Annotated in this window: 17 protein-coding genes and 1 tRNA gene; 14 read left to right on the plus strand and 4 right to left on the minus strand. The window is 53.3% G+C overall.

Going from position 1 to position 21,927, the window contains the following annotated elements:
- Positions 1 to 32: 32 nt before the first annotated feature.
- Together ENH71_RS00305 and ENH71_RS00310 are read right to left on the minus strand one after the other, a co-directional pair.
- Positions 33 to 953, minus strand: a complete 921-nt coding sequence (locus ENH71_RS00305; protein ID WP_294133027.1) for a hypothetical protein — start codon at positions 951 to 953, stop codon at positions 33 to 35.
- A 171-nt stretch (positions 954 to 1,124) separates the two neighbouring features.
- Positions 1,125 to 1,895: an abortive infection system antitoxin AbiGi family protein gene (locus tag ENH71_RS00310; RefSeq protein WP_294133025.1), complete on the minus strand. Its 771-nt coding sequence runs from the start codon at positions 1,893 to 1,895 to the stop codon at positions 1,125 to 1,127.
- Between the two features lie 307 nt (positions 1,896 to 2,202).
- Between ENH71_RS00310 and ENH71_RS00315 the strand changes: the two genes are divergently transcribed.
- From ENH71_RS00315 to ENH71_RS00340, 6 genes are all read left to right on the plus strand, one after another.
- Positions 2,203 to 3,957 (plus strand): type I restriction-modification system subunit M, encoded by a 1,755-nt coding sequence (locus ENH71_RS00315; protein WP_294133022.1) that lies wholly within the window; start codon positions 2,203 to 2,205, stop codon positions 3,955 to 3,957.
- Positions 3,958 to 4,010: 53 nt separating this feature from the next.
- Positions 4,011 to 5,309: a restriction endonuclease subunit S gene (locus tag ENH71_RS00320; RefSeq protein WP_294133019.1), complete on the plus strand. Its 1,299-nt coding sequence runs from the start codon at positions 4,011 to 4,013 to the stop codon at positions 5,307 to 5,309.
- The gene (locus ENH71_RS00325; RefSeq protein ID WP_294133016.1) at positions 5,302 to 8,508 is read left to right on the plus strand and encodes a type I restriction endonuclease subunit R; all 3,207 of its coding nucleotides are present in this window, start codon (positions 5,302 to 5,304) and stop codon (positions 8,506 to 8,508) included. Before ENH71_RS00320 ends, ENH71_RS00325 begins: the two co-directional genes overlap by 8 nt.
- Positions 8,509 to 8,583: 75 nt before the next feature.
- Positions 8,584 to 9,498, plus strand: a complete 915-nt coding sequence (locus ENH71_RS00330) for a hypothetical protein (protein ID WP_294133015.1) — start codon at positions 8,584 to 8,586, stop codon at positions 9,496 to 9,498.
- A 123-nt stretch (positions 9,499 to 9,621) separates the two neighbouring features.
- Positions 9,622 to 9,837, plus strand: coding sequence for a helix-turn-helix transcriptional regulator (locus tag ENH71_RS00335; protein ID WP_294133012.1), 216 nt, complete (start codon positions 9,622 to 9,624; stop codon positions 9,835 to 9,837).
- 223 nt (positions 9,838 to 10,060) lie between these two features.
- Positions 10,061 to 10,480 carry a hypothetical protein gene (locus tag ENH71_RS00340; protein ID WP_294133010.1) on the plus strand — a complete coding sequence of 140 codons (420 nt, stop codon included), beginning with the start codon at positions 10,061 to 10,063 and terminating at the stop codon, positions 10,478 to 10,480.
- A gap of 875 nt (positions 10,481 to 11,355) precedes the next feature.
- Here ENH71_RS00340 and ENH71_RS00345 read toward each other — a convergent pair.
- Both ENH71_RS00345 and ENH71_RS00350 read right to left on the minus strand, forming a co-directional pair.
- Positions 11,356 to 12,600 carry an integrase domain-containing protein gene (locus tag ENH71_RS00345; RefSeq protein WP_294133007.1) on the minus strand — a complete coding sequence of 415 codons (1,245 nt, stop codon included), beginning with the start codon at positions 12,598 to 12,600 and terminating at the stop codon, positions 11,356 to 11,358.
- 190 nt (positions 12,601 to 12,790) lie between these two features.
- Positions 12,791 to 12,877: transfer RNA gene (locus ENH71_RS00350), tRNA-Leu, on the minus strand.
- 156 nt (positions 12,878 to 13,033) lie between these two features.
- Between ENH71_RS00350 and rnr the strand changes: the two genes are divergently transcribed.
- The 8 genes from rnr (at position 13,034) to alr (ending at position 21,925) form a co-directional block, all read left to right on the plus strand.
- Positions 13,034 to 15,916, plus strand: coding sequence for a ribonuclease R (gene rnr / locus ENH71_RS00355; RefSeq protein WP_294133005.1), 2,883 nt, complete (start codon positions 13,034 to 13,036; stop codon positions 15,914 to 15,916).
- On the plus strand, positions 15,916 to 16,719 hold the full coding sequence (gene rlmB, locus ENH71_RS00360) for a 23S rRNA (guanosine(2251)-2'-O)-methyltransferase RlmB (RefSeq protein WP_294133004.1): 804 nt from the start codon (positions 15,916 to 15,918) through the stop codon (positions 16,717 to 16,719). Before rnr ends, rlmB begins: the two co-directional genes overlap by 1 nt.
- Positions 16,720 to 17,043: 324 nt before the next feature.
- Entirely contained in the window at positions 17,044 to 17,541 is a 498-nt protein-coding gene (rpsF, locus tag ENH71_RS00365; protein ID WP_294133001.1) for a 30S ribosomal protein S6, read from the plus strand.
- A 26-nt stretch (positions 17,542 to 17,567) separates the two neighbouring features.
- Positions 17,568 to 17,798 (plus strand): 30S ribosomal protein S18, encoded by a 231-nt coding sequence (rpsR, locus tag ENH71_RS00370; RefSeq protein ID WP_294132998.1) that lies wholly within the window; start codon positions 17,568 to 17,570, stop codon positions 17,796 to 17,798.
- A 39-nt stretch (positions 17,799 to 17,837) separates the two neighbouring features.
- Positions 17,838 to 18,671 (plus strand): YybS family protein, encoded by an 834-nt coding sequence (locus tag ENH71_RS00375; protein ID WP_294132995.1) that lies wholly within the window; start codon positions 17,838 to 17,840, stop codon positions 18,669 to 18,671.
- A gap of 23 nt (positions 18,672 to 18,694) precedes the next feature.
- Positions 18,695 to 19,156, plus strand: coding sequence for a 50S ribosomal protein L9 (gene rplI, locus ENH71_RS00380; protein ID WP_294132991.1), 462 nt, complete (start codon positions 18,695 to 18,697; stop codon positions 19,154 to 19,156).
- A 146-nt stretch (positions 19,157 to 19,302) separates the two neighbouring features.
- Complete coding sequence (gene dnaB / locus ENH71_RS00385; protein ID WP_294132989.1) at positions 19,303 to 20,781, plus strand: replicative DNA helicase; 1,479 nt, start codon at positions 19,303 to 19,305, stop codon at positions 20,779 to 20,781.
- Entirely contained in the window at positions 20,774 to 21,925 is a 1,152-nt protein-coding gene (alr, locus tag ENH71_RS00390) for an alanine racemase (protein WP_294132987.1), read from the plus strand. The genes dnaB and alr overlap by 8 nt, the downstream gene beginning before the upstream one ends.
- Positions 21,926 to 21,927 lie beyond the last annotated feature (2 nt).

Below are 21,927 nucleotides of genomic sequence, written 5' to 3' on the forward strand. Positions count from 1 at the left end.
GGCCGCTCAAGAACTGTTTGTTTGGGGGTGTACTATTTAGGGCCTCGTCCCAGTACCGCCTCAATTCTTGCACCTAGTCGTCTTGCTAAATCTTCCGGCGTTTCCCACGCGATACAGTTGAACTGTCTTATATCAAAGTGTAGTTCCGGCATATCGGAATTCTTACACGTCCAAAAGATGGGCAAGCCAATTCCCATTGCGTAACCCGCCTCGAAATAGACACCTCCTTTGTGTCCAGTGAAGTCCGCAACGATAAACTTGGATGCGTTAATCTGCTTAATGATTTCGTCGTCAATTCGGTTAATGTGTTCAAGCCGATCCATCCTAACCGGCGCGTATCCGGCACCCATAACTGCGACTTGAAATCCGTTTGAATAAATTTCGTTTAGCTCTGGATGAAATGACATAGCCACGAACCCATTTAGAGACAGTGGCGAGGGTCGTTGCATTTCATCAAGTTTTATATAACCCCTCGGCAGAATCTCACATCCACCAGCCAGCGACTTCGCCTCAGCGAAGCCTTGTTCCCTCAGGACCCCCAGTAGGTAATTTACGTCTTGTTTGTTAGTAGAGTAGGTGGCTGCCAGGAATCGTGGCTCTGTAACATCGAAATGATCGCTGAGCGTTTTTAACCCGATTTGCCCTTCTTGCAGCAAAGCAAGAGCTCGCTCAGCAACGTTGGGCATGGGCGAATCGAGAATATTTCTTAGATTATCTGTAGTGATCAAAGGAATTGAACCGAAGTGATTCTGGTTCCTAATCCATCCCGAAATCTTCGCTCGCTTCTCCTTTCCGACTCCACCTGCCATCACGGTTAAAGCGGTACCGGAGATCTTGAATTCACCGCATCTCGGACATATTTGATGCACGCCGTCAAATCCACCCGAAGATACAGTTTCGGCCATTTGATCTGCGCAGGCTTCACACCTGTCCTTTTCTGTGTTTTGCGACAAAATTCTACTCCTAGTGTCTAACGCGACACATAAGGTGCGCGCAGCGACGTGGAAAGGAAACTTCACCCCTAAAAGTAGACGCCTATCTCACCGAGGAGGTAGGCGTCTACTTTATGGGGTGAAGTTTCAAGTCCCAGCACGAAGTGCGACTTGATGTGATTGTTATGTGATCTATACATCATTGTGTATTTGTTCAGCTGTTAATATTCTGCTAGAAAGTCTGTCTATATCATGTTTGGAAAATCTGTTTTTCACTACCCGAAGATGGTTGACTAACTCAACAATGTCATTCTCACTTTCGACAACTAAGTACTTGATGTCTTCTGGTTGAAAGTTAAGCTTCAAGTGTGAGATTCGGTGATTGTGTTCTTCTTTCTGTTTTTTTGTTTTTATCCTTGTTATAGGAATAAATGGAAGGACGTCTGGCGTTGCTAGTGGCGGAACATAGCGCCACTCTCGCTCATCAGCAAATCTAAAGTTTTTAGTCGTTTTTCCATCCCTTGTAAGATTTCCTTGGTAGTTCTTTATATACCTGTATGTGTCGATTATCTTCATATAGTCGTTTGATAGCATTTGAAAAATATCGCCATCACTTACAGTATTCATGTGTCTGTATATTCCATTTAGCGCGTCATTGAAATTGTCTGCAAAGTCACAATTGTTGCTCACATACCAAACAGGGTTGAGCCCTTTTTCATTGGCCCATTTTTTATTGAGGCCAATGCCGTACTTTCCATAATTATTCATGTGGTTCTTCAATTCCGACAATCGAAGATCACAAAAAGAAATCATTGGTACGCCAAATTCCCGAGTGCTCGTTTTGCCAACAATTTTCTCCCTTCCATAAGAAACTCTAAAAGTATCGTCTAGCAATCCAAACAAGCCATTCTTACTAGTGAAGTGAAATAGTATCTCTGGGTACAGGCTTGATTGCTTACTCATAGCTTATTCGCAGCATCCTTTCACATAACAGCCTGTTTTTAAGGCCTTGGGCCTCAGAATAGTTCTTACAAGGCGGCCTCGTAATTTTCTTGCGCTAGATATATCAACCCCAAAGCCTTCGATCAGCCTACTACCACGCCCAGCCCGTATCATGCATCCATTCGCCATAGTCGCCCCTGGCTAGGATTTATCCTTGGAGGCCACAGATTATTACCTGATTCATCCGCTTACGTCCAACACTGTGCCAATTCGACCATATCCTGTACTATCCGTCACTATAACAAGGACATATCAACCAGGTACATTGATGAATACCGAGAGCCATTCCCAGACAGCCACCTTCCTCTGGTCAGTTGCCGACCTCTTGCGCGGAGACTTTAGACAATCCCAGTACGGCCGCATTATTCTGCCCTTTACCGTGCTGCGGCGCATGGAGTGCGTGCTGCAGGGCACCAAGGGCAAGGTTCTGGATACCGCCAAGGAGCATCGAAACAAGTCAGACTCCGTTCGCGAGCAGCTGCTGTTAAGAGCCTCTGGAAACCAGTTTTTCAACACCTCGCCATTAAGCCTTGGTACCTTGTCGGACACACAGACCAGTGATGACCTGCTGGCCTATACGCAGGCCTTCAGCAAGGATGCTCGGGAGATCTTTGATCACTTCCACTTTGAAGACTTTGTCCAGCAGCTTTCCGCCGCTGATCTGCTGTATCAGGTCGTACAGCGCTTTGCCGCCTTTGACTTGAGCCCGGCGCATATCAGCTACTTCGGCATGGGCATTATCTTTGAGGAGCTAATCCGCAAGTTTGCGGAGAGCTCGAATGAGACAGCAGGTGAGCATTTCACGCCTCGCGACATCGTGCATTTGGCAACCTCGCTGGTGATTACCGGCCAGGATGAGAAGCTCAAGCCCAACAAAATCGTCACCATCTACGATCCAACGGCCGGGACTGGCGGCTTCCTGTCAGAAGGCGATGAGTACATACAGACGATCAGTGAAAAGGTGACGGTGTCCTTATCTGGCCAGGAGCTTAATCCGGAATCCTACGCCATCTGTAAGGCAGACATGCTGATCAAAGGGCAGGACATCAGCAAGATCAGGCTGGGCAATACCCTCTCCGACGATCAGCTTGCCGGTGAGCGTTTTGATTTTATGCTGAGTAACCCTCCCTTCGGTGTTGAGTGGAAAAAGGTACAGAAGCAGATCATCGATGAGCACAAGCGCATGGGTCACGATGGCCGGTTCGGACCAGGCTTGCCGCGTGTATCCGATGGCTCGCTGCTGTTCCTATTGCATCTGGTCAGCAAGATGCGCGATCCGCACGATGGCGGATCACGTATTGGCATTATCCTTAACGGCTCGCCCTTGTTTACCGGCGGGGCGGGTAGTGGTGAATCTGAGATCCGCCGCTACCTGCTGCAGCACGACTACGTGGAAGCCATCGTGTCGCTGCCCAGCGATATGTTCTACAACACCGGCATCGCGACCTATATATGGCTGCTCTCCAACAACAAGTCGAAAGAACGCAAGCGCAAGGTGCAGTTAATCGATGGCACTCAGCACTTCAGCAAGATGCGCAAGTCGCTGGGCAGCAAACGCCAGTACATCAATGACGATCAGATCGATGACCTGGTGCGCCTGTATGGCCGCTATGAAGAAACACCAGAGAGCAAGATCTTCCCTCTGGAAGCGTTTGGTTATCGCCGCATCACCGTGGAGCGCCCCTTGCGCGACGAGCAGGGCAATGTCGTGGTGGCTCAGAAAGGCAAGAACAAAGGCAAGCCTGAAGCAGACAGCAGTCTTCGCGATAACGAGAATGTGCCACTGGGGCAGTCCATCTACGAATATTTCGAGCGCGAAGTGAAACCCCATGTGCCTGATGCCTGGATTGATGAGACAAAAACCGATTCGTTGGATGGGGAGGTAGGCATTGTAGGTTTCGAGATTCCATTCAATCGGTACTTCTATGTGTTCAAACCGCCACGCCCGTTGGAAGAAATCGATGCTGACTTGAAGCTATGTACCGACCGAATCAAGCAGATGATTGAGGAGTTGTCAGCGTGAGTTTTCCGAGATACCCCCAATACAAGAATTCTGGGGTTCCATGGATTAGCGATATGCCGCACGAATGGACTAGAACGTATTTAAAGCATGTTGCTCATATTAACATGGGGCAGTCACCTGCTTCGAAAGATTGCAATGCAGATGGCATAGGGACGCCCTTCCTCCAAGGCAATGGGGAGTTTGATACAACATACCCATCAGCAAAGCAATATTGTCCTGTGGCCAGGAAACTAGCGGACAGGGGAGATATCTTGTTTTCAGTGCGTGCGCCTGTGGGAGCTTTAAATCTAGCAGACCGTGTCTATGGTATCGGACGTGGCCTGTGTGCAATCAAATCATTGGAAGGTATATCTAAAGGTTTTTTACGGTGGTTTCTATCTTCCTCCCAATCATTCCTTGATTCTGTCTCAACTGGTAGCACTTTTGAAGCTGTGTCTGCAGAGCAAATTGAGAATATGGTTTTAGCTCTGCCGCCTACTGAACAGGAGCAAACCCAAATCACCCGCTTCTTAGACCTCGAAACCGCCCGCATCGACGCCCTGATCGAACAGCAGCAGCGCCTGATGGAACTGCTCAAGGAAAAGCGCCAGGCCGTGATCTCTCATGCCGTCACGAAAGGCCTCGACCCAACCGTACCGATGAGGGATTCCGGGGTGGAGTGGCTTGGGGAAGTGCCGGTGCTTTGGGACGTTATGCCTAGCAAATATATCTTTGATTTTGTGACAAGTGGCTCGAGAGGCTGGGCTGAGTTCTATTCAGATGAGGGTGACTTGTTCTTCAGAATTACAAACTTAACTAGAGACTCAATTGAGCCGAAATTGGAGTCTATTCAGTACGTGATGCCACCTAGTAATTCTGAGGGGGAGCGCTCCAGAATCAGACTTGGTGACATTCTTATATCGATCACTGCGGATCTAGGTTCCGTATGTGTTGCTGACCAATCAATTGAGTCAGGCTATGTCAGCCAGCACATCGCCCTTGCAAGACCGAATTTTAATCTATGTGCTAGTCGTTGGATTGGATATCTGGTCCTTAGCACGCCAACAAAAGAACAGCTTGTCGGCGCTGGTTATGGCGGCACCAAGGTCCAATTAAACTTGGATGATATTAAGACTTTTTTTCTAGCTGTTCCTTCGCTGGATGAACAAAAGAAAATTGTTCGATTCTTGGACGCCGAGATTGAGAAGTTTGACTCGTTAATCTATGAAGCTACCCGAGGCGTTAGCTTATTAGCCGAGCGCCGCTCCGCCTTAATCTCCGCCGCCGTCACCGGAAAAATTGACGTCCGCAACTGGCAACCACCAGCGCCTGAATCAGAACAAGAAGCACAGCAGGAGCTTGCGCATGGCTGACAGCAAGGAAACGATATTCCAGCAAGACATCATCGATGCCATGACCGCTGAAGGCTGGCTCACCGGTCCTGCCAGTGGTTATGATCGTCGTGCTGCGCTGTATACCGAAGATCTGTTGGCTTACATCAAGGATGCTTGGCCCGCGCGTTGGGAGAAGTTCAGCAAGAGCAACCCCAAAGACCCGGAAAGCGTTCTCGTGCAAAAACTCGTGCGTGAGCTGGAGAAGCACGGTACGCTGGATTTGTTGCGCAATGGCTTCAAAGTACCGGGCGTCAAGATCGATCTGTGCAGCTTCAGGCCAGACCATGACATGAACCCGGACACACATCGTCGTTATCAGGCCAACCGTCTGCGTGTGGTGCCTGAAGTGTCCTACTCACCACATTTTCGTGAGGGTAACTACAATCCCCGGCTTGATTTAGTACTTTTTGTTAATGGCATCCCCACAGCCACACTGGAGCTGAAGAGCGAGTTCAAACAATCAGTGGAGAACGCCAAGCGTCAATACCGCTATGACCGTCCCCCGGCTGATCCTCTTACCCGCAAACCGGAACCCTTGCTGACTTTCAAGCGGGGCGCATTGGTGCATTTTGCCGTGGGGCAGAGTGAAGTGGCCATGACCACGCGGCTCACTGGCAAAGACACTTGCTTTCTGCCGTTTAACATGGGCACGGAGGAGGGGGGCGCTGGCAATCCGCCCTCAAAAGATGAGAATGAGTATGCCACGACCTACTTGTGGAATCGTCTGTTTCAGCGCGACGCCTGGTTGAAGGTTTTGGGCCGCTTTATGCACCTGCAGCAAGAGAAGTCCGAAGGTTTTGATGGCAAGATCACAGTCAAAGAAACCATGATCTTTCCGCGCTTCCATCAGTGGGAAGTGGTTAACAAGCTGATCGACACCACTCAGGTAGAGGGGCCGGGCAAGCGTTACCTGATTCAACACAGTGCAGGGTCTGGCAAGTCGAATTCAATTGCCTGGGGTGCGCACCAGTTGGCTGCGTTGTATGACGCAAGCGGTGAGAAGTTATTTAACTCCGTTATCGTGGTTACAGATCGCACGGTGCTCGATAGCCAGTTACAGAATACGATTGGCCAGTTCGAGCATGCGGGTGGTGTCGTGGTGCCGATCACCCGGGACATCGGCAATCTAAGCAAGTCAGAACAACTGGCCGAAGCCTTGGCCAATCAAACGCGGATCATCATCGTTACCATCCAGACCTTCCCGGCGTTGTTCGAAGCACTGGATAAATACCCCAAGCTGGCGTCAGGCCGTTACGCTGTTATCGCCGATGAGGCGCACTCATCACAAACCGGCTCTTCAGCCAGCAAACTCAAAGCCATTCTGGGTAGCGATGCCCCTGGTGGCGGGAATGGTAGTGAACATGGCGAGGAGATCAGCGCCGAGGAGTTGCTGGATGCTGCCGTGACTGCTCGCGCGCCCAACGAGCGCATCAGCTACTACGCCTTTACCGCAACACCCAAGGCGAAGACCCTGGAGCTGTTTGGCCGTACACCGAACCCGGACATGCCTCCAAGTGCAGACAACAAACCGGAGGCGTTTCATTTGTACTCGATGCGCCAGGCGATTGAGGAAGGCTTTATTCTGGATGTGCTGCGGCAATACACCACCTACAGCACCGCCTGGAAAATTGCGCATCCTGATGGCTCAGATGATGAAGTGGATAGCAAAAAAGCACGCATCAAGTTGGCTCGCTGGGTGCGTTTACATCCCTACAACATCAATCAAAAAGTGGAAGTGATTGTCGAGCACTTCCGCGCCAATATCCGGCATTTGCTCAACGGCCAAGCCAAAGCCATGATAGTCACTAATAGCCGCCAGGAAGCGGTGCGTTATCAGCTTGCCGTGCAGCAGTACGTGAAAGAAAATCGCATAGACGATGTGCATCCCTTGGTGGCTTTCTCTGGCAGTGTGTTGCACGATGATGTTATTCCGGAAGAGGTGACAGAGAACAGCACTCGACTTAATCCGGGCTTACAGGGTCGCGATCTGGCCAAAGCGTTCGACACGCAGGATTACAACGTCATGATTGCTGCCAACAAGTATCAAACCGGCTTTGATCAGCCCAAGCTGTGTGCCATGTACGTGGACAAGAAGCTTCAGGGCGTTGATTGTGTGCAAACGCTCTCTCGCCTGAATCGCACATTCCCCGGCAAAGAGACTTTTATCCTCGATTTCTTCAACGATCCAAAGGACATTCTCGAAGCCTTCTTGCCTTACTACAACAAGGCGGAGCTCAATGACGTCACTGATCCCCAAATCATCTATGACGTTCAGAAAAAACTGGATGCAGAGAGCATTTATCAGTGGGATGAGGTCGAGTCATTCGCTCTCGCATTCTTCGACCCCAAAGCGGCCGCCAGCAAGCTGAGTTATTACTGCCAGCCCGCCAAGGAGAGATTTGCCAAGCGCTACAAATTCTCAGTGGAAGCGCGCAAGGACGCGCAGAATTTCTACCGCACCGCCGAAGCCAACGGTGACAGCGCCGGGCTGAAGCGCGCAGAGCATGCACTCAAGGAGGCCGGGGAGCAGGTTGATCAGCTCGATCTGTTCCGCAAGAACCTGCAGAGCTTCGTGCGTTTGTATGAGTTTCTGTCGCAGATTGTCCCCTATGAAGACCGTGAGCTGGAGCAACTGTGTGTCTTCGCCAAGCATCTCTATCCACTATTGCGGGTGGACCGTCTGGGCGAGGATGACGTTGATGTGGGGGAGTTGCAGCTAACACACTACAGGCTTACCAAGCGCCAGGAACAGCAGTTGAAACTGGCAGACACGGAAGGAGAGTATGGTCTGGAGCCCGCGACGGATGTGGGTTCCGGCAAGCCGCATGATCCGGAAAAGAAACGTCTATCCGAGATAATCCAAGCATTGAATGATTTGTTTGGAGCGGAGGTGACAGACGAGAATCAACTTCACTTTGCCAATGGAATTGTCACCCGGCTAAGGCAAGACGAAGAAGTGATGGCGCAAGTAAATAGCCATAGCCCTGATCAGGTGATGCACGGGGTGTTTCCGAAGCGTGTTGTGGATGCTGTACTGGATGCGATGACGGATCACGAGAAGCTGTCGTTGGAGGTGCTGGATAATGAGATTAAGAGCAAGGCGTTTGCGGTGTTAATATTGAAAATACTTGCAGCTGAGGCAGGGCCTCTGCAAAGCTCAGGGTTTGGAGGGTTATAGCCCATTTCTGGCGACCGCTCCCAAAAGGCTGGTAGACCCACTCAGTAAAAGTACACATCGAAAGGAGTGCTGGACTTGATTATCGGCCCAATTAAGTTTGAGTTGTACACGCCCGACGATTTTCCTAAATGGATTGAATACTCTGCAATCTGGGCCTGTGAGTATCACTCAAGGTTATGGTTTTATGATTCAAGAACGCAGTCTTATGATCCAGATTCTAAGCCCAAGGACCCTGAACAACGCCGGAAGGCGATTAATACGTTGAGGCGACCTATAAGGTGTCTAGTCTCGCTTGCCATGAAAGATACTTGGCTGAAAATTAGTGACCTAATTTATCCGGGTGAAGCTGATAAATCTCAGGCTTGGTTTGCCAAGGCAATTATTAGCTCTGGTGTGCACCCAAAATCAGAGCTAATGACTAAAGGAGACGCCGCTAAGTGGAAGAAAGATGCGATCTCTAAACTCGCCAAAGCCAAGGATGCACTTAATTCTATGCCAGATAACTATCTTGATTTTTTTAATAACTATCGCGCCGTTCGACTAAGCTGCTTGCAACCCTCGCAAATGCACGACAACGATGTATCATTTTCGGCTATGAGTTGGTGCCTTGGTACGGGAGTCGATCACCCAATTCCTGTTTTGGAGGATGCGCTAAAGGCGCTTAGAGAAACCCAATTTACCCCAAGTTTCTCCGGTACACACACTATTGGAGAGTCTGCAGAAAGGCAATTCTTTGTTAGATCTTTAACAGCCGCCATGATAGAAAAAACCGGAAAGAAGTACAGAAAGATTGTTGCCGAAACGACCGCGGCCGCGTTTGATTGCAACATCACTGAGCGAGAAATAATCAGGCTTACGAAAACCTTAGACGACGATACGATTAGCAACGCAAAAGGCTACTTGTTATCGATGATCTCTGACGATTTTATTGCGGATCTTTGCAAAGACAGCGAAATAGCTAAGGCATCCTGGGAAAGAGACTTGAAATAGCTGGATAGTCTCCGCGCACCGGCACATTTAGGTAAATTTTTTATAATTTCTGCCATTCATTCGCTTGCTAGGCGTTATTTAACATTCTCACTGTCGTCCGATACCAATTGAGGAAGTTAAATCATGTCCGATACAGCAAAAAGAGCAATACCGGAAACAGGCTTTTTAAGATTAACCGACGTCCTTCAGTTTATCCCCATTAGTCGCTCAACATGGTGGCTTTGGGTTGCAAATGGCAAAGCTCCTGCGCCTATTAAGCTTGGCCCAAAAACAACTGCCTGGAAAGCTGAAGAGATAAGTGCCTTTATTGAGGAGCTGTCTAACCGAGGCAAATTGTGAGCTTTCTATGTGCAATAAGTGGGCATTGTAAACGATATCTTATCGACCACAGTCCCCCCGGACCTTCCAAGCAACAAGTACCGCTTTACAGTGTCCGGAGCTACCCTCAGTGTCGCCCTGGGCCTCTGATCGACTCTGACATCAGGAAGCCCGTTTCGCATTGGCATGGGGCAGAGAAGGGCGCATGTCAGTTTGCAGACGAAGGTTTACAGTAGGAGGCTTCATGGCTGTAAAAAAGCGCCGGCTGCCTTTCGATCAAAGGGGTGGAGTAGTCGTTTGTCGAAGAGATATCTACACTTCCCCTGCTTGGCTTGCCCTTTCACCTGCAGCTACAAAGTTAATGTCCTTGCTTCATATTCACTGGAAGAACGATAAGCCGGTTGACTATGGGGTGAGGGAGGCAATGGAGAAAATTGGTTGCGCAAAGGGAACGGCAAGGCGTGCATTTGAGGAACTACAGCGTTCTGGATTCATTGAAATGGTCGATGAGTCCCTGTTCAGTAGTCGCTCACAGAGCAAGGCGAGAACATGGAGACTAACATGGCTGCCATTCAAGGATGGGCTGCCGACAAACGAGTGGGAGAAATTAAGTCTACCGGGTCAAAAATGTACCTTGAAAGGCGGCTACAGGGTCAAAATTTGACCCTGTGAAAAACAGCAATGGTTCTAGAGGGGCAAATGAGTACCCACACTAGGGTAACGGTTTGCAGGGTCAAATTAGTACCCACACCTACCTTGCCATACATACCGAGTTCTTACATCCCTAATGTGAGGCCAGTAATACGACCAAACTCTCATTCAGTGGGACATGAGTAATGGGCAGCAACTACTGACATTTGCCAGATGATTTCGGTAAAAATATTGGAGGAAATATGGGCGGATACGGAAGTGGACGGCGTTGGCACCTTAGTGCAAAAGACACAACATCAGATCATCGTCAACTCGACGTTAGGCGAATTAAACGCGAAGGCTTGCTTGCTGCTGGTAAGGGTTTTGGTTGGGTATGGGACAGAAACACTAGCAATGAGGCACGTATCTGGATTTCAGTACAGAATGATCATCTAATGTTAAGTTACAAGTCTAAAAATTCTAGCGCCGACGAGTGGCGTGATCACAATTACTCGGTTCTACTTGATAGTACAAAATGTCATTTGGGTGGTATGCGATCGTGGTTTCGATGTCCCCAGCCGCGCTGCGGGCGACGTGTAGCGATTCTCTATGTAGGAAGCATACTAGCATGCCGTAACTGTCTCAATCTGGCATATGAAAGCCAGCGAGAGCAAGAATGCGATCGATTGGCCCGGCGCGCGGGGAAGATCCGTGCCAAGCTCGGGTGGACGCCTGGAATACTAAATGGAAGAGAGTGGAGCAAACCTCCGCGAATGCATTGGAAAACGCTCGATGCGCTGCTTGCTGAATATAATCGATTTGAGCAAGCCTCTTTCCGAGGCATGTTAAAAAGAATGGGTGACGTCGACTTCTCAGTACCAATTGCCGATCGGAGGTAAGGCAACGTCACTAACTCACGACAGATAAGTGTCCACGAGAAGTGTATGTGGGCATTTTCCCGGTCGCACACTGCTCAATATGCTTAGACCACCAATCCATCATTGTTCTCCTGCGCTCGAGGTACTGAGCCCGGTTGTAAGCGGCCCTGATTGAGTTCTTGTCGACATGAGCAAGCGCGGCCTCAATCGCATCAGCGTCGAAGCCCTGTTCATTCAAGGTGGTGCTGGCCAGAGCCCGAAGCCCGTGAGAGACCAAGCGTCCGTGGAAACCCATGCGGGCCAGCGCACGGTTGGCTGATTGCGAATTGGCAGACGCTCTAGGATTGTGATCTGAGGGGAAAACGTACTCTCGGTGCCCGCTGACTGGTCTAAGTACCTCCAGCAGCCTAAGCAACTGGGGGCTGAGCGGCACGATATGCGGTTTGTTCTTCTTCATCCGTTCGGCCGGGATGGTCCATTCCTTTTTATCAATATCGATCTCATCCCACCGTGCGCCGGCAGCTTCGCCTGGGCGCACCATGGTATGCAATTGCCACTCAATCAGGCAGCGAGTGACCAACTTGGTATTGGAGTGCTGTATGGCATACATCAGGCTTGGCAGTTCATCTGGGCGCAGGGTTGGCAGGTTGGTGACTTTGGGTGCGCTAAAGGCCTTGCCGATGCCCGCCAGAGGGTTAGCGTGTGCAACGCCCGTATTGACTGCATACACCATGATCTCATTGACCCAGCGGCAGATCTTCTTGACGGTTTCCAGCTTCTCGTCATTCGCCAGAGGCTGGATGATCTCGATGGTGGCAACGGCCGTGACCTTGTGGATCGGCGTCCGACCCATCTTGGGGAAAATATACTTTTCCAGGCGGCCCGTGATCTTGTCGTAATAGGCGGGTGATACTTTGGCTTCTTTCAGTGTAAGCCACTTGCGGGCAATGTGTTCAAAGGTGTTGGCATATTGCTCGTTCTGCGCGCGCTGCTGATCTTCGCGGTGTTCTTTGGGATCAATGCCCTCAGCCAGGACGGCCCGGAGCTCATCGGCCTTTTTACGTGCCGCAGCCAGCGAAACATCGGGATAAGTGCCCAAGCTGATGTTGGCGCGTTTTTTAGTGCCAGGGCGGTAGTAATTCAGAATCCAGTATTTCCCGTTCTTGGGGTGGACTCGCAGGTACAGGTTTTTGCCGTCCGCAAGGTTGTATTCCTTCTCGCGTGGTTTGGCCTGCCGGATTTCGGTATCGGTGAGCGGTCTGGTGACGCGGGCCATAAGAAACCCCTACCCGAAGGAGGTTGTAGCAACAAAGGAATTTGCCTGAGCGTGCTTTTGTTGCTTCTTATGTTACTAAAAATTCTGGATGTAGCCAAACGGCAGTGGACGCTCTAGGACGCATTTTCGTCTAAAGTTACTGTTTTTTAAGGGGAAAATATACTTTATTGGACTGTGTCGGACTATCTAATGGTGCCCAGGAGAGGACTTGAACCTCCACGACCTTTCGATCACTAGCACCTGAAGCTAGCGTGTCTACCAATTCCACCACCTGGGCATTGCGGGGTGAAGCATTTCAGAGCGCGCATTTTGCCCATCTGTTTCTGAGCTGTCAATGGGTGTACACAAAATCTTCAAGAAATAAGGTGTCGCAGCGTGTATACTGGCCGCAAAATAGCGACGAAACAGACGAATAGAGAGAAATCAGAGAAATATGTCAAGACAGAAGCAGGACGGGAAGCCCACCGGGGCGGCCCAACAGACCTCCACAGGCAGTGCCCCCATCAAAGACCCCTTCGCCAACCGCGAAGCGGAAAACTACGAAAAACCCATCCCCAGCCGCGAATTCATCATGGAATACATGGAGAAAGTCGGCGAGCCGGTGAGTTACGCGCACCTGTGTGAGCATCTGGAGCTAACCGATGATGAGGATCAGCTGGAGGCCTTGCGCCGCCGCCTGATCGCCATGGCCCGTGATGGCCAGCTGATCAGCAACCGCCGTGGTGTGTATGGCCTGGCGGACAAGATGGAGCTGATCAAGGGCCGCATCCAGGGTAACAAGGAAGGCATGGGCTTTTTTATTCCGCAGGATGGTTCCGGCGACCTGTTCCTGAGTCCGGGCGAGATGGTCAAGGTATTTGACGGTGATATCGTGCTGGCGCGGGTGTCGGGCGTGGATCGCCGTGGCCGCCGTGAGGGCATGATTGTTGAGGTGCTGGAGCGCCGCACCACGCAGGTGGTCGGGCGTTTCTACCATGAGAGTGGTTTTGGTCTGGTGGTCCCGGATAACCGGCGCATCAGCCAGGAAATCCTGATTCCGGAAAAAGACATTGGCAAGGCGCAGGACGGCCAGTTCGTGGTGGCGGAAATCCGCAGCTACGCCGATAACCGCCGCAAAGCAGTAGGCGCGATCACCGAGATTCTGGGCGATCACATGGCGCCGGGCATGGAGATTGATGTGGCCTTGAGAGGCCACGGCATCCCCTTTGAATGGCCGACCGATGTTGACCGTGCGGTTCAGGGCCTGACCGAAGAGGTGGCCGAAGCCGATCTGGCCAACCGTATTGATTTGCGCAAGCTGCCGTTTGTCACCATTGATGGTGAAGACGCCAAGGACTTTGATGACGCGGTGTTCTGTGAACCCATGGACAATGGCGGCTCGCGTCTGTACGTGGCGATTGCCGATGTGTCGCATTATGTGAAGCCCAATTCGCCGCTGGACGATGAGGCGCAAAAGCGTGGTAACTCGGTGTACTTCCCGGGTCACGTGGTGCCAATGTTGCCAGAAGTGCTGTCCAATGGTCTGTGCTCACTCAAGCCCAAGGTCAATCGCCTGACCATGGTGTGCGAGATGGAGCTCAACCCCGAAGGCAAGGTTGAACATTACCGTTTTTATGAAGGTGTGATTTTTTCTCACGCCCGCCTGACCTACACCGAAGTGGCGGACATGCTGGAGGAGCCGGAAAGCGATATCCGTGCCCGGTCCGGCGAGCGCCTGCGTGAGCGGTACGCCGATGTACTGCCGCATCTGGAAGCCCTCTACGCCACCTATCTTAAGCTGGCCGAAGCACGCCGCCAGGCCGGGGCGCTGGATTTCTCCAGCAACGAAACCCGTATCGTGTTTGGCGAAACGCGCAAGATCGCCGAGATCGTGCCGGTGGAGCGCAACAATGCGCACCGTCTGGTCGAGGAGTGCATGCTGGCAGCCAACGTGTGCACGGCGCGCTTCCTGGAAGACTCCGATCTGCCGGTGCTGTACCGCATCCATGAAGGCCCGAACCCGGAAAAGCTGGACAACCTCAGCGCCTTCCTGCGTGAGCTGGGCCTGGTGCTGACGCGCAAGGACAAGCCGGAGCCGAAAGACTACCAGCGTATTCTGGAAAGCGTGGGCGATCGCCCGGATGCGCGCCTGATTCAGACCATGCTGGTGCGTTCGATGCTGCAGGCGGTGTATTCGCCGGAGAACATCGGCCACTTTGGTCTGGGCTTTGATGCCTATACCCACTTTACCTCGCCGATTCGACGTTATCCGGACTTGTTAGTGCACCGCGCGCTGCGGTTCCTGATCCGTGAAGGCAAGAAAAAGCAGCAGATCCGTCAGGTCGACGGTGCGCCCACGCTGACGCGCAAGGAAATCTATCCGTATCAGTTAAAGGACATGCAGCATTTTGGCGAGATCTGCTCGACCTATGAGCGCCGCGCTGATGCCGCCAGTTATGACGTGCAGGACTGGCTGAAGTGTGAGTATGTGCAGGATCGCGTCGGTGATGACTTTGAGGGCACCGTGGCCTCGGTCACCGGGTTTGGTCTGTTTGTCATGCTCAACGATATTTATGTCGAAGGCCTGGTGCATATCACCGCGCTGGCTAACGACTATTACAAGTTTGATCCGGTGCACCAGATGCTGGTTGGTGAGCACAGTGGCACCACCTTCCATCTGGGTGACTCGGTGCGGGTGCGGGTCGCACGCGTAGATCTGGACGATCGCAAGATTGATCTGCAGCTGCTGGATTCCAGCGGCAACGTCGCGGCTGACAAGGCGCGCAAGGGTCGTGGCAAAGACGGTGGCAAAGGCAAAGGAGCGGGCAAGGGCGCTGCCAAGAGCGAATTAAGGGCCAAGGCCAAGGGCGAGCCCAAAACCAAGAGCACTCGCGCCGGCAAACCTAACGCCAAGGCCAAAGACAAGCTGGATGATGCTGCGCCCAAGGCCAAGGGTCGTGGTGCAGCTGCTGCCAAATCAGGCGCCAAACCGGCCGCCCGAACCGGCACCAAGGCAGGCACCAAGGCAGGCACCGCTAAAAAGGCTGCACCCAAAACCGGAGCAAAAGCTGGCGCAACATCTGAGCAAAAACCCGCCCAGAAGCGCAGGCACAAGCCGGCGCAGACGGCCGCTCAGCGCCGCGCTCGCCAGCCGGCGAAAGAGTATTCGCAGACTGCGGGTGACACGTCCTCGGCCAAACCTTCTCGTCAGGCCAATAAAAAGGCCGCCAAGAAGCTGGCGCAAAAACCCGCTCAGCAGCCGTCGCAGAATGAATCGTCTGGCAAGAAGCCGGGCATGTTCAAGCGCTTTATGAAAAAGCTTGGGGTGTCTGATTAATGTCCGCCCGCGAGTGGATTGTTGGTATTCATGCGGTCAGCGAGCTGCTGAAGCGGCATCCGGAAGATGTGCACGAGTTGTTGCTGCAGCAGGAGCGCAGCGATCAGCGCATTGATGAAGTCCGGGCGCTGGCGCAGGAGCTGGGGCTACTGTTTAAAGTGGTGCCACGCGCCGAGCTGGAAAAGCGCATTGCTGGCGACAGCGGTGCATCTGGCAAAGGCGGGGCCGGTAAAAGAGCGGGCAAGAGTGCGCCGGTGCATCAGGGCGTTGCCGCCCTGTGTCAGTGGCGCGACACCGTCAAGGATGAGGCGTTTCTCAATGCCTTGCTCGACAAGCTGCCACACCCACCTTTATTACTGATTCTGGATGAGGTTACCGATCCGCATAACCTGGGCGCGTGTTTGCGCACCGCCGATGCGGCGGGCGTGGACGCGGTGATTGTGCCCAAGGACAACTCGGCGACCATGAACCTGACCGTGCGCAAGGTGGCCAGCGGCGCGGCGGAAAAGGTCAATCTGGTGGCAGTCACCAATCTCAGTCGCACCATGGCCGCCCTGCAGCAGCGCGGCATCTGGATCAGCGGCGCGGCCGGCGAGGCCACCCAAAGCCTGTATGAAGCCGACCTGACCGGCCCGCGGGCGCTGGCCATGGGCTCCGAAGGCAAGGGCCTGCGTCGGTTGACCCGTGAACATTGCGACTTTCTGCTCTCCATACCGATGGCCGGCGCGGTCAGTAGCCTGAATGTCTCCGTAGCAACGGGCGTCTGCCTGTTTGAAGCCGTAAGGCAGCGCTCAGGCAACTGAAAAACTATCTGCGTTGCCATTGCTTCGTTAAAAACAGGCTCAAGATGCTCACTTACTCCTTGTAAGCTCCGCTCTTTCGCCTGTTTTTGCCTCGCACTGACTGCCTCGAATACGTTTTTCAGTCGCCTGAGGGCAAATTAGATTGCATCTGTCAGTAACTTTCATTAAACTTCGCGGTCCCTGAATTCCTGCCGGAAGGCACGTCTGCAGCCACGTGAAGGCTGAACAGCAGATTGAATAAGGGTTAACAGTTCACTCCTTGTCTTACCGACTTTGGCCAAGATGGCCGGGTTTACGGAAGACTTATTGCCAGAAGGAGTCTCTATGAGACATTACGAGATTGTATTTGTAGTACACCCTGATCAAAGCGATCAGGTCCCTGCGATGGTTGAGCGTTACAAGCAGATGGTTACCGAGAGCGGCGGCAAGATCCACCGTGAAGAAGACTGGGGCCGTCGTCAGCTCGCTTACCCGATCAACAAGATTCACAAAGCGCATTACGTTCTGATGAACGTTGAGTGCAACCAGGAAGTCCTGGACGAAATCGTGACTCTGTTCCGTTACAACGACGCTATCCTGCGTAACCTTGTGATCAAGACTGACGAAGCGGTGACTGAAGAGTCGCTGATTCTGAAAGGTGAGCGCGAAAGCCGTGAGCGTCGTGCCCGTGCCGAGCAGAAGCGTCGTCTGGAAGATGAAGCCGCTGAGCGTCAGGCTGCCCGTGAAGAAGCCGAGAGCGACAAGGACGATGACAGCGACGACGAAGACTACGATGGCGACGACGCTGACTCCGACGACGACAGCGACGAAGACGACAAATAATCACAGATTTTTAAAGGATATTTAATATGTCACGTTTTTTCCGTCGCCGTAAGTTCTGCAAATTTACGGCTGAAGGCACCAAGCAGATCGATTACAAAGACCTGGAAACACTGAAGGCCTATATCTCTGAGACAGGCAAGATTGTTCCCAGCCGTATTACCGGTACCAAGGCGCGTTATCAGCGTCAGCTGGCGACTGCCGTCAAGCGCGCGCGTCACCTGGCTTTGATTCCGTACACGGACAGCCACAACGTTTGATCCTGCGTTTACGCGGGCTCTTGCTGAAACGAGAGTAATATGCGGGGTTTAGCACAATACGCAATGAACGGCCGCCGTCAGGCGATCACGGCAGCGCTATTGTGCGGTTTGATCCCGCTGGCCAACATGCTGACCCCGGCGATTGTGGGGTTGGTCGGTTTGCGACACGGGCCACGAGAGGCCTTGATGGTGGCAGCCTGGGCAGCACTTCCGCTGTTCGGCTGGGCGATGGCGGGGGATATTACCCCGCTGATCCTGCTGGTAGGTGTGTTTGTGCTGGCAACAGTGCTGCGACAATCTTCCTCCTGGCAGCCCACCATGCTGGTGGCCATTCTGGTCGGAGTGGGTGCAGAACTGGCACTGCGGCTGCGGCCGGAGTTTCTGGTGTTGCTGACTGAACAGGTTGAAATGTTCATGGCCAGCGGCAATACAGAGATGCCGGCGGTACCGCCAGATATGATGCAGGGTGTCCTGATCAATCTGTTTGGTGTCATGCACATGTTCCTGGCCATATGCCTGCTGATGCTGGCGCGCTGGTGGCAGGCCTTGCTGTTTAACCCGGGTGGTTTTCAGCAGGAGTTTCACCAGTTTCGTCTGCAGCCGTCGGTTGCCGTGGCGTTGATGGTACTGTTTGTGCTGGCAAGTTTCGGCATCACGGCACTGTCCGGTTGGACCATGTATTTTGTATTGCCCCTGTTTTTTGCCGGTGTCGCGCTGGTGCACGGGCTGATTGGTATCAAGAAATTGTCGCGGCTTTGGCTGATCGCATTCTACATGCTCATGCTGAATCCGCCGCTGGCTCAGTTGTTGGCCGTGTTCGCACTTGCGGATAGCTGGTATGACTTCCGGGGCCGGATTCAGAAACAGAGCTAAAGAGCTTAATTGAGGAAAACATCATGAACGTAATATTACTGGAAAAAGTAGGTCGTCTCGGCGGCGTTGGTGACACCGCAGCTGTGAAAGCGGGCTACGCACGTAACTTCCTGTTCCCGACAGGCAAGGCAATCCCGGCCACCAAAACCAACCTGACTGATTTTGAAGCCCGTCGTGCTGAGCTGATGGCTGCGCACAACGAGAAAGTGGCTGCGGCCCAGGCTCGTGCTGCCAAGATCAAGGCGCTGCGCGTCGAGATCGAAGTTAACGCTGGCGACGAAGGCAAGCTGTTCGGTTCTGTTGGCACCAAGGACATCGCTGATGCCGCCAACGCTGCTGCTGGCAGTGACCTGGTGAAATCTGAAGTGCGTCTGCCGATCGGCGCGATCCGCGAAATCGGCGACTACGAGATCAGCATCGATCTGGGTTTTGACGTCGAAGAAATGATTACCGTGGCAGTTGTACCTGCGAAGGTACAGGCGTAACTGACGCCGGTAACGGATGCCCTGACGGGCCCCATCTGCTGGTTGTGAAGACAACCGTGTAGTGGGAGAATAGAGCACCACCGCCTTCGGGTTGTGGTGCTTTTTTTTTGCCTGACTGTCAGCCTGATACCCACGCCAAAGGAACTATGTCGGAATCCAAGGAATCTTCATCGCCCCGCACCGCCGGGGGTTCGCAAAGTGCCGGTAGCGGGCAAAGTGCCGGTAGCGGGCAAAGCGCCGGCGGCGGACAAAGTGCCGGCGGCGGACAGAGTGTCCTGTCTTTAAAGGTACCGCCCAATTCGGTGGAAGCCGAGCAGGCTGTGCTGGGCGGGCTGATGCAGGACAACAGCGCCTGGGACGATGTCGCCGAGGTGCTGCAGGCGGAGGACTTCTACCGCCACGAACATCAGCTGATCTTCAACGTCATGCTCAAACAGGTGGAAACCAGTAAACCCATTGACGTGGTGACCCTGGTGGAAGCGCTGGACAGTTTGAACGAGCTGGAAACCGCCGGCGGCCTCGAATACCTGACCGACCTGGTCAGTCATGCCCGCGGCACCGCCAACATCACCGCGTATTCCCAGATCATTCGCGAGCGCGCCACGCTGCGTACGCTGATTCGGGTGTCCAACGAGATTTCCGACAATGCCTTCAACCCGGCCGGTCGTCCGGCGGCTGAGGTGCTGGATCTGGCAGAGCAGAAAGTATTCCAGATCGCTGACAACCGCGCCCAGGATGGTGGTCCGCAGCAGGTCAATCCGCTGCTGACCAAGGCCGTGGAAAAGATCGATGAACTGATCAAGTCCAAGGGGGGCATCACCGGGCTGTCCACGGGCTACAAAGACCTGGACAAGAAAACCTCCGGTCTGCAGAAATCCGATCTCATTATTGTCGCCGGTCGTCCGTCCATGGGTAAAACCACCTTTGCCATGAACCTGGCCGAGCATGTCGGTTTAAGCCAGGACAAACCGGTACTGATTTTCAGTCTGGAGATGCCGGCAGAGAGCCTGATCTTCCGTATGCTCAGCTCCATCGGCCGTATTGACCAGACCCGTTTGCGCAGCGGGCAGTTGGAAGACGAGGACTGGCCCAAGCTGACCTCGGCCATTGCCAAATTAAAAGACCGCCCCATCCTGATTGATGATGCGGTGGGCCTGAGCCCCACGGAAATGCGCGCCCGTGCCCGGCGTATCGCGCGTGAATACGGTGGTATCGGTCTGGTGGTGGTCGACTATTTGCAGCTGATGCAGATCAAGGGTTTTGGCGATAACCGGGTCGGTGAAATTTCCGAAATCTCACGCTCGCTGAAAACCATGGCGCGTGAATTTGAATGCCCGGTCATTGCCCTGTCGCAGTTGAACCGGAGTCTGGAGCAGCGCCCCAACAAGCGTCCGGTAATGTCGGATCTGCGTGAATCGGGCGCTATCGAGCAGGACGCGGATATCATTGCCTTTGTTTATCGGGACGAAGTGTATAACGAAGACACCCAGGACAAAGGTATCGCGGAAATCATCATTGGCAAGCAGCGTAACGGCCCCATCGGCACGGTGAAACTGGGCTTTATCGGACATTTGCTGCGTTTCGAAAACCTGGCGCTGCCGGACTACGACGACAATTATGGTTGATATGCCCCGGGTCGATGCACATAGCTGGGCCGAGATCGATCTGGCCGCTGTCCAGCACAACTTCCGGCGCGCCCGGCACTATGCCCCGGCAAGCCGTTTGTGTGCGGTGATCAAGGCCAATGCCTACGGTCATGGCGTGGAGCCGATTGCCCGCGCATTGAGCAATGAGCTGCAGGGCGGTGACTGTTTTGCGGTTGCTACCCTGGCCGAAGCGCGGCGCGTGTATCAGGCGCTGGGCCTGCGCGATATTCTGATTCTGCGCGGCCCGCTTGATGCGGCAGAACTGACCGAGATCCTGGCCACCGGCTTCATGTGGGTGTTGCACTCGCCGTGGCAGGCTGACCTGCTCAAGGCGTCGCTGACGCAGGGCATGATGTTCCAGCCGCTGCGCATCTGGGTGAAAACCAATACCGGCATGAACCGGCTGGGCATGTCCCCCCAGGCCTTCGCCGACATCTGGCCGTGGCTGAAAAATCTGCCGCAAAAAAAATCACTGATGCTGATGTCGCATTTTGCGACCGCCGATGAACCGGACAAACCGCTGGCGGCGGAACAGTTAAAGAATTTTCAGGCGCTGGCAGACAGCGTGGCGCTGGATCCGGACAGCGAGGGTATGAGCCTGTCGGCATCAGCGGGCATCCTGGCCTGGCCGTCGGCGCAGTTCAGCATGTGCCGGCCGGGCATCATGCTGTACGGTGCATCCCCGATGGTGGGTGAGCATGGGCCCGCTTTTGGTCTGCAGCCGGTGATGAACCTGAAGTCGCGCCTGGTGACCACCAATGAGGTCAAGGCTGGCGACACTGTCGGGTATGGCGCCACGTATCACTGCCAGCAGGATATGCGTGTGGGTATCATTGGCATTGGTTATGGCGATGGTTATCCACGTCATGCGCCGTCAGGCACGCCGGTATTGATACATGCCGCTGGCAAGGTGTATGAAGCGCCGCTGGCTGGCCGTGTGTCCATGGACATGTTGACCGTGGACCTGACCAATGTCCCTGCGGTACCGGGCGATGAAGTGTTGTTATGGGGGCAGGGCTGGGGCCAGCAACTGCCCGCCGAGCGTATTGCCGATCTGTGCCAGACCATAGCCTACGAATTGTTCTGTCAGATTACCGCGCGCGTTAAATTTATTTATCAGTAGTT

This window comes from Pseudohongiella sp. (assembly GCF_011050365.1).
Taxonomy (GTDB): Bacteria; Pseudomonadota; Gammaproteobacteria; order Pseudomonadales; family Pseudohongiellaceae; genus Pseudohongiella.

Coding starts and splice junctions, on each gene's coding strand:
- ENH71_RS00310 (WP_294133025.1), bottom strand. CDS start 1,895: ATGAGTAAGCAATCAAGCCTGTACCCAGAGATACTATTTCACTTCACT.
- ENH71_RS00315 (WP_294133022.1), top strand. CDS start 2,203: ATGAATACCGAGAGCCATTCCCAGACAGCCACCTTCCTCTGGTCAGTT.
- ENH71_RS00320 (WP_294133019.1), top strand. CDS start 4,011: ATGCCGCACGAATGGACTAGAACGTATTTAAAGCATGTTGCTCATATT.
- ENH71_RS00325 (WP_294133016.1), top strand. CDS start 5,302: ATGGCTGACAGCAAGGAAACGATATTCCAGCAAGACATCATCGATGCC.
- ENH71_RS00335 (WP_294133012.1), top strand. CDS start 9,622: ATGTCCGATACAGCAAAAAGAGCAATACCGGAAACAGGCTTTTTAAGA.
- ENH71_RS00340 (WP_294133010.1), top strand. CDS start 10,061: ATGGCTGTAAAAAAGCGCCGGCTGCCTTTCGATCAAAGGGGTGGAGTA.
- ENH71_RS00345 (WP_294133007.1), bottom strand. CDS start 12,600: ATGGCCCGCGTCACCAGACCGCTCACCGATACCGAAATCCGGCAGGCC.
- rnr (WP_294133005.1), top strand. CDS start 13,034: ATGTCAAGACAGAAGCAGGACGGGAAGCCCACCGGGGCGGCCCAACAG.
- rlmB (WP_294133004.1), top strand. CDS start 15,916: ATGTCCGCCCGCGAGTGGATTGTTGGTATTCATGCGGTCAGCGAGCTG.
- rpsF (WP_294133001.1), top strand. CDS start 17,044: ATGAGACATTACGAGATTGTATTTGTAGTACACCCTGATCAAAGCGAT.
- rpsR (WP_294132998.1), top strand. CDS start 17,568: ATGTCACGTTTTTTCCGTCGCCGTAAGTTCTGCAAATTTACGGCTGAA.
- ENH71_RS00375 (WP_294132995.1), top strand. CDS start 17,838: ATGCGGGGTTTAGCACAATACGCAATGAACGGCCGCCGTCAGGCGATC.
- rplI (WP_294132991.1), top strand. CDS start 18,695: ATGAACGTAATATTACTGGAAAAAGTAGGTCGTCTCGGCGGCGTTGGT.
- dnaB (WP_294132989.1), top strand. CDS start 19,303: ATGTCGGAATCCAAGGAATCTTCATCGCCCCGCACCGCCGGGGGTTCG.
- alr (WP_294132987.1), top strand. CDS start 20,774: ATGGTTGATATGCCCCGGGTCGATGCACATAGCTGGGCCGAGATCGAT.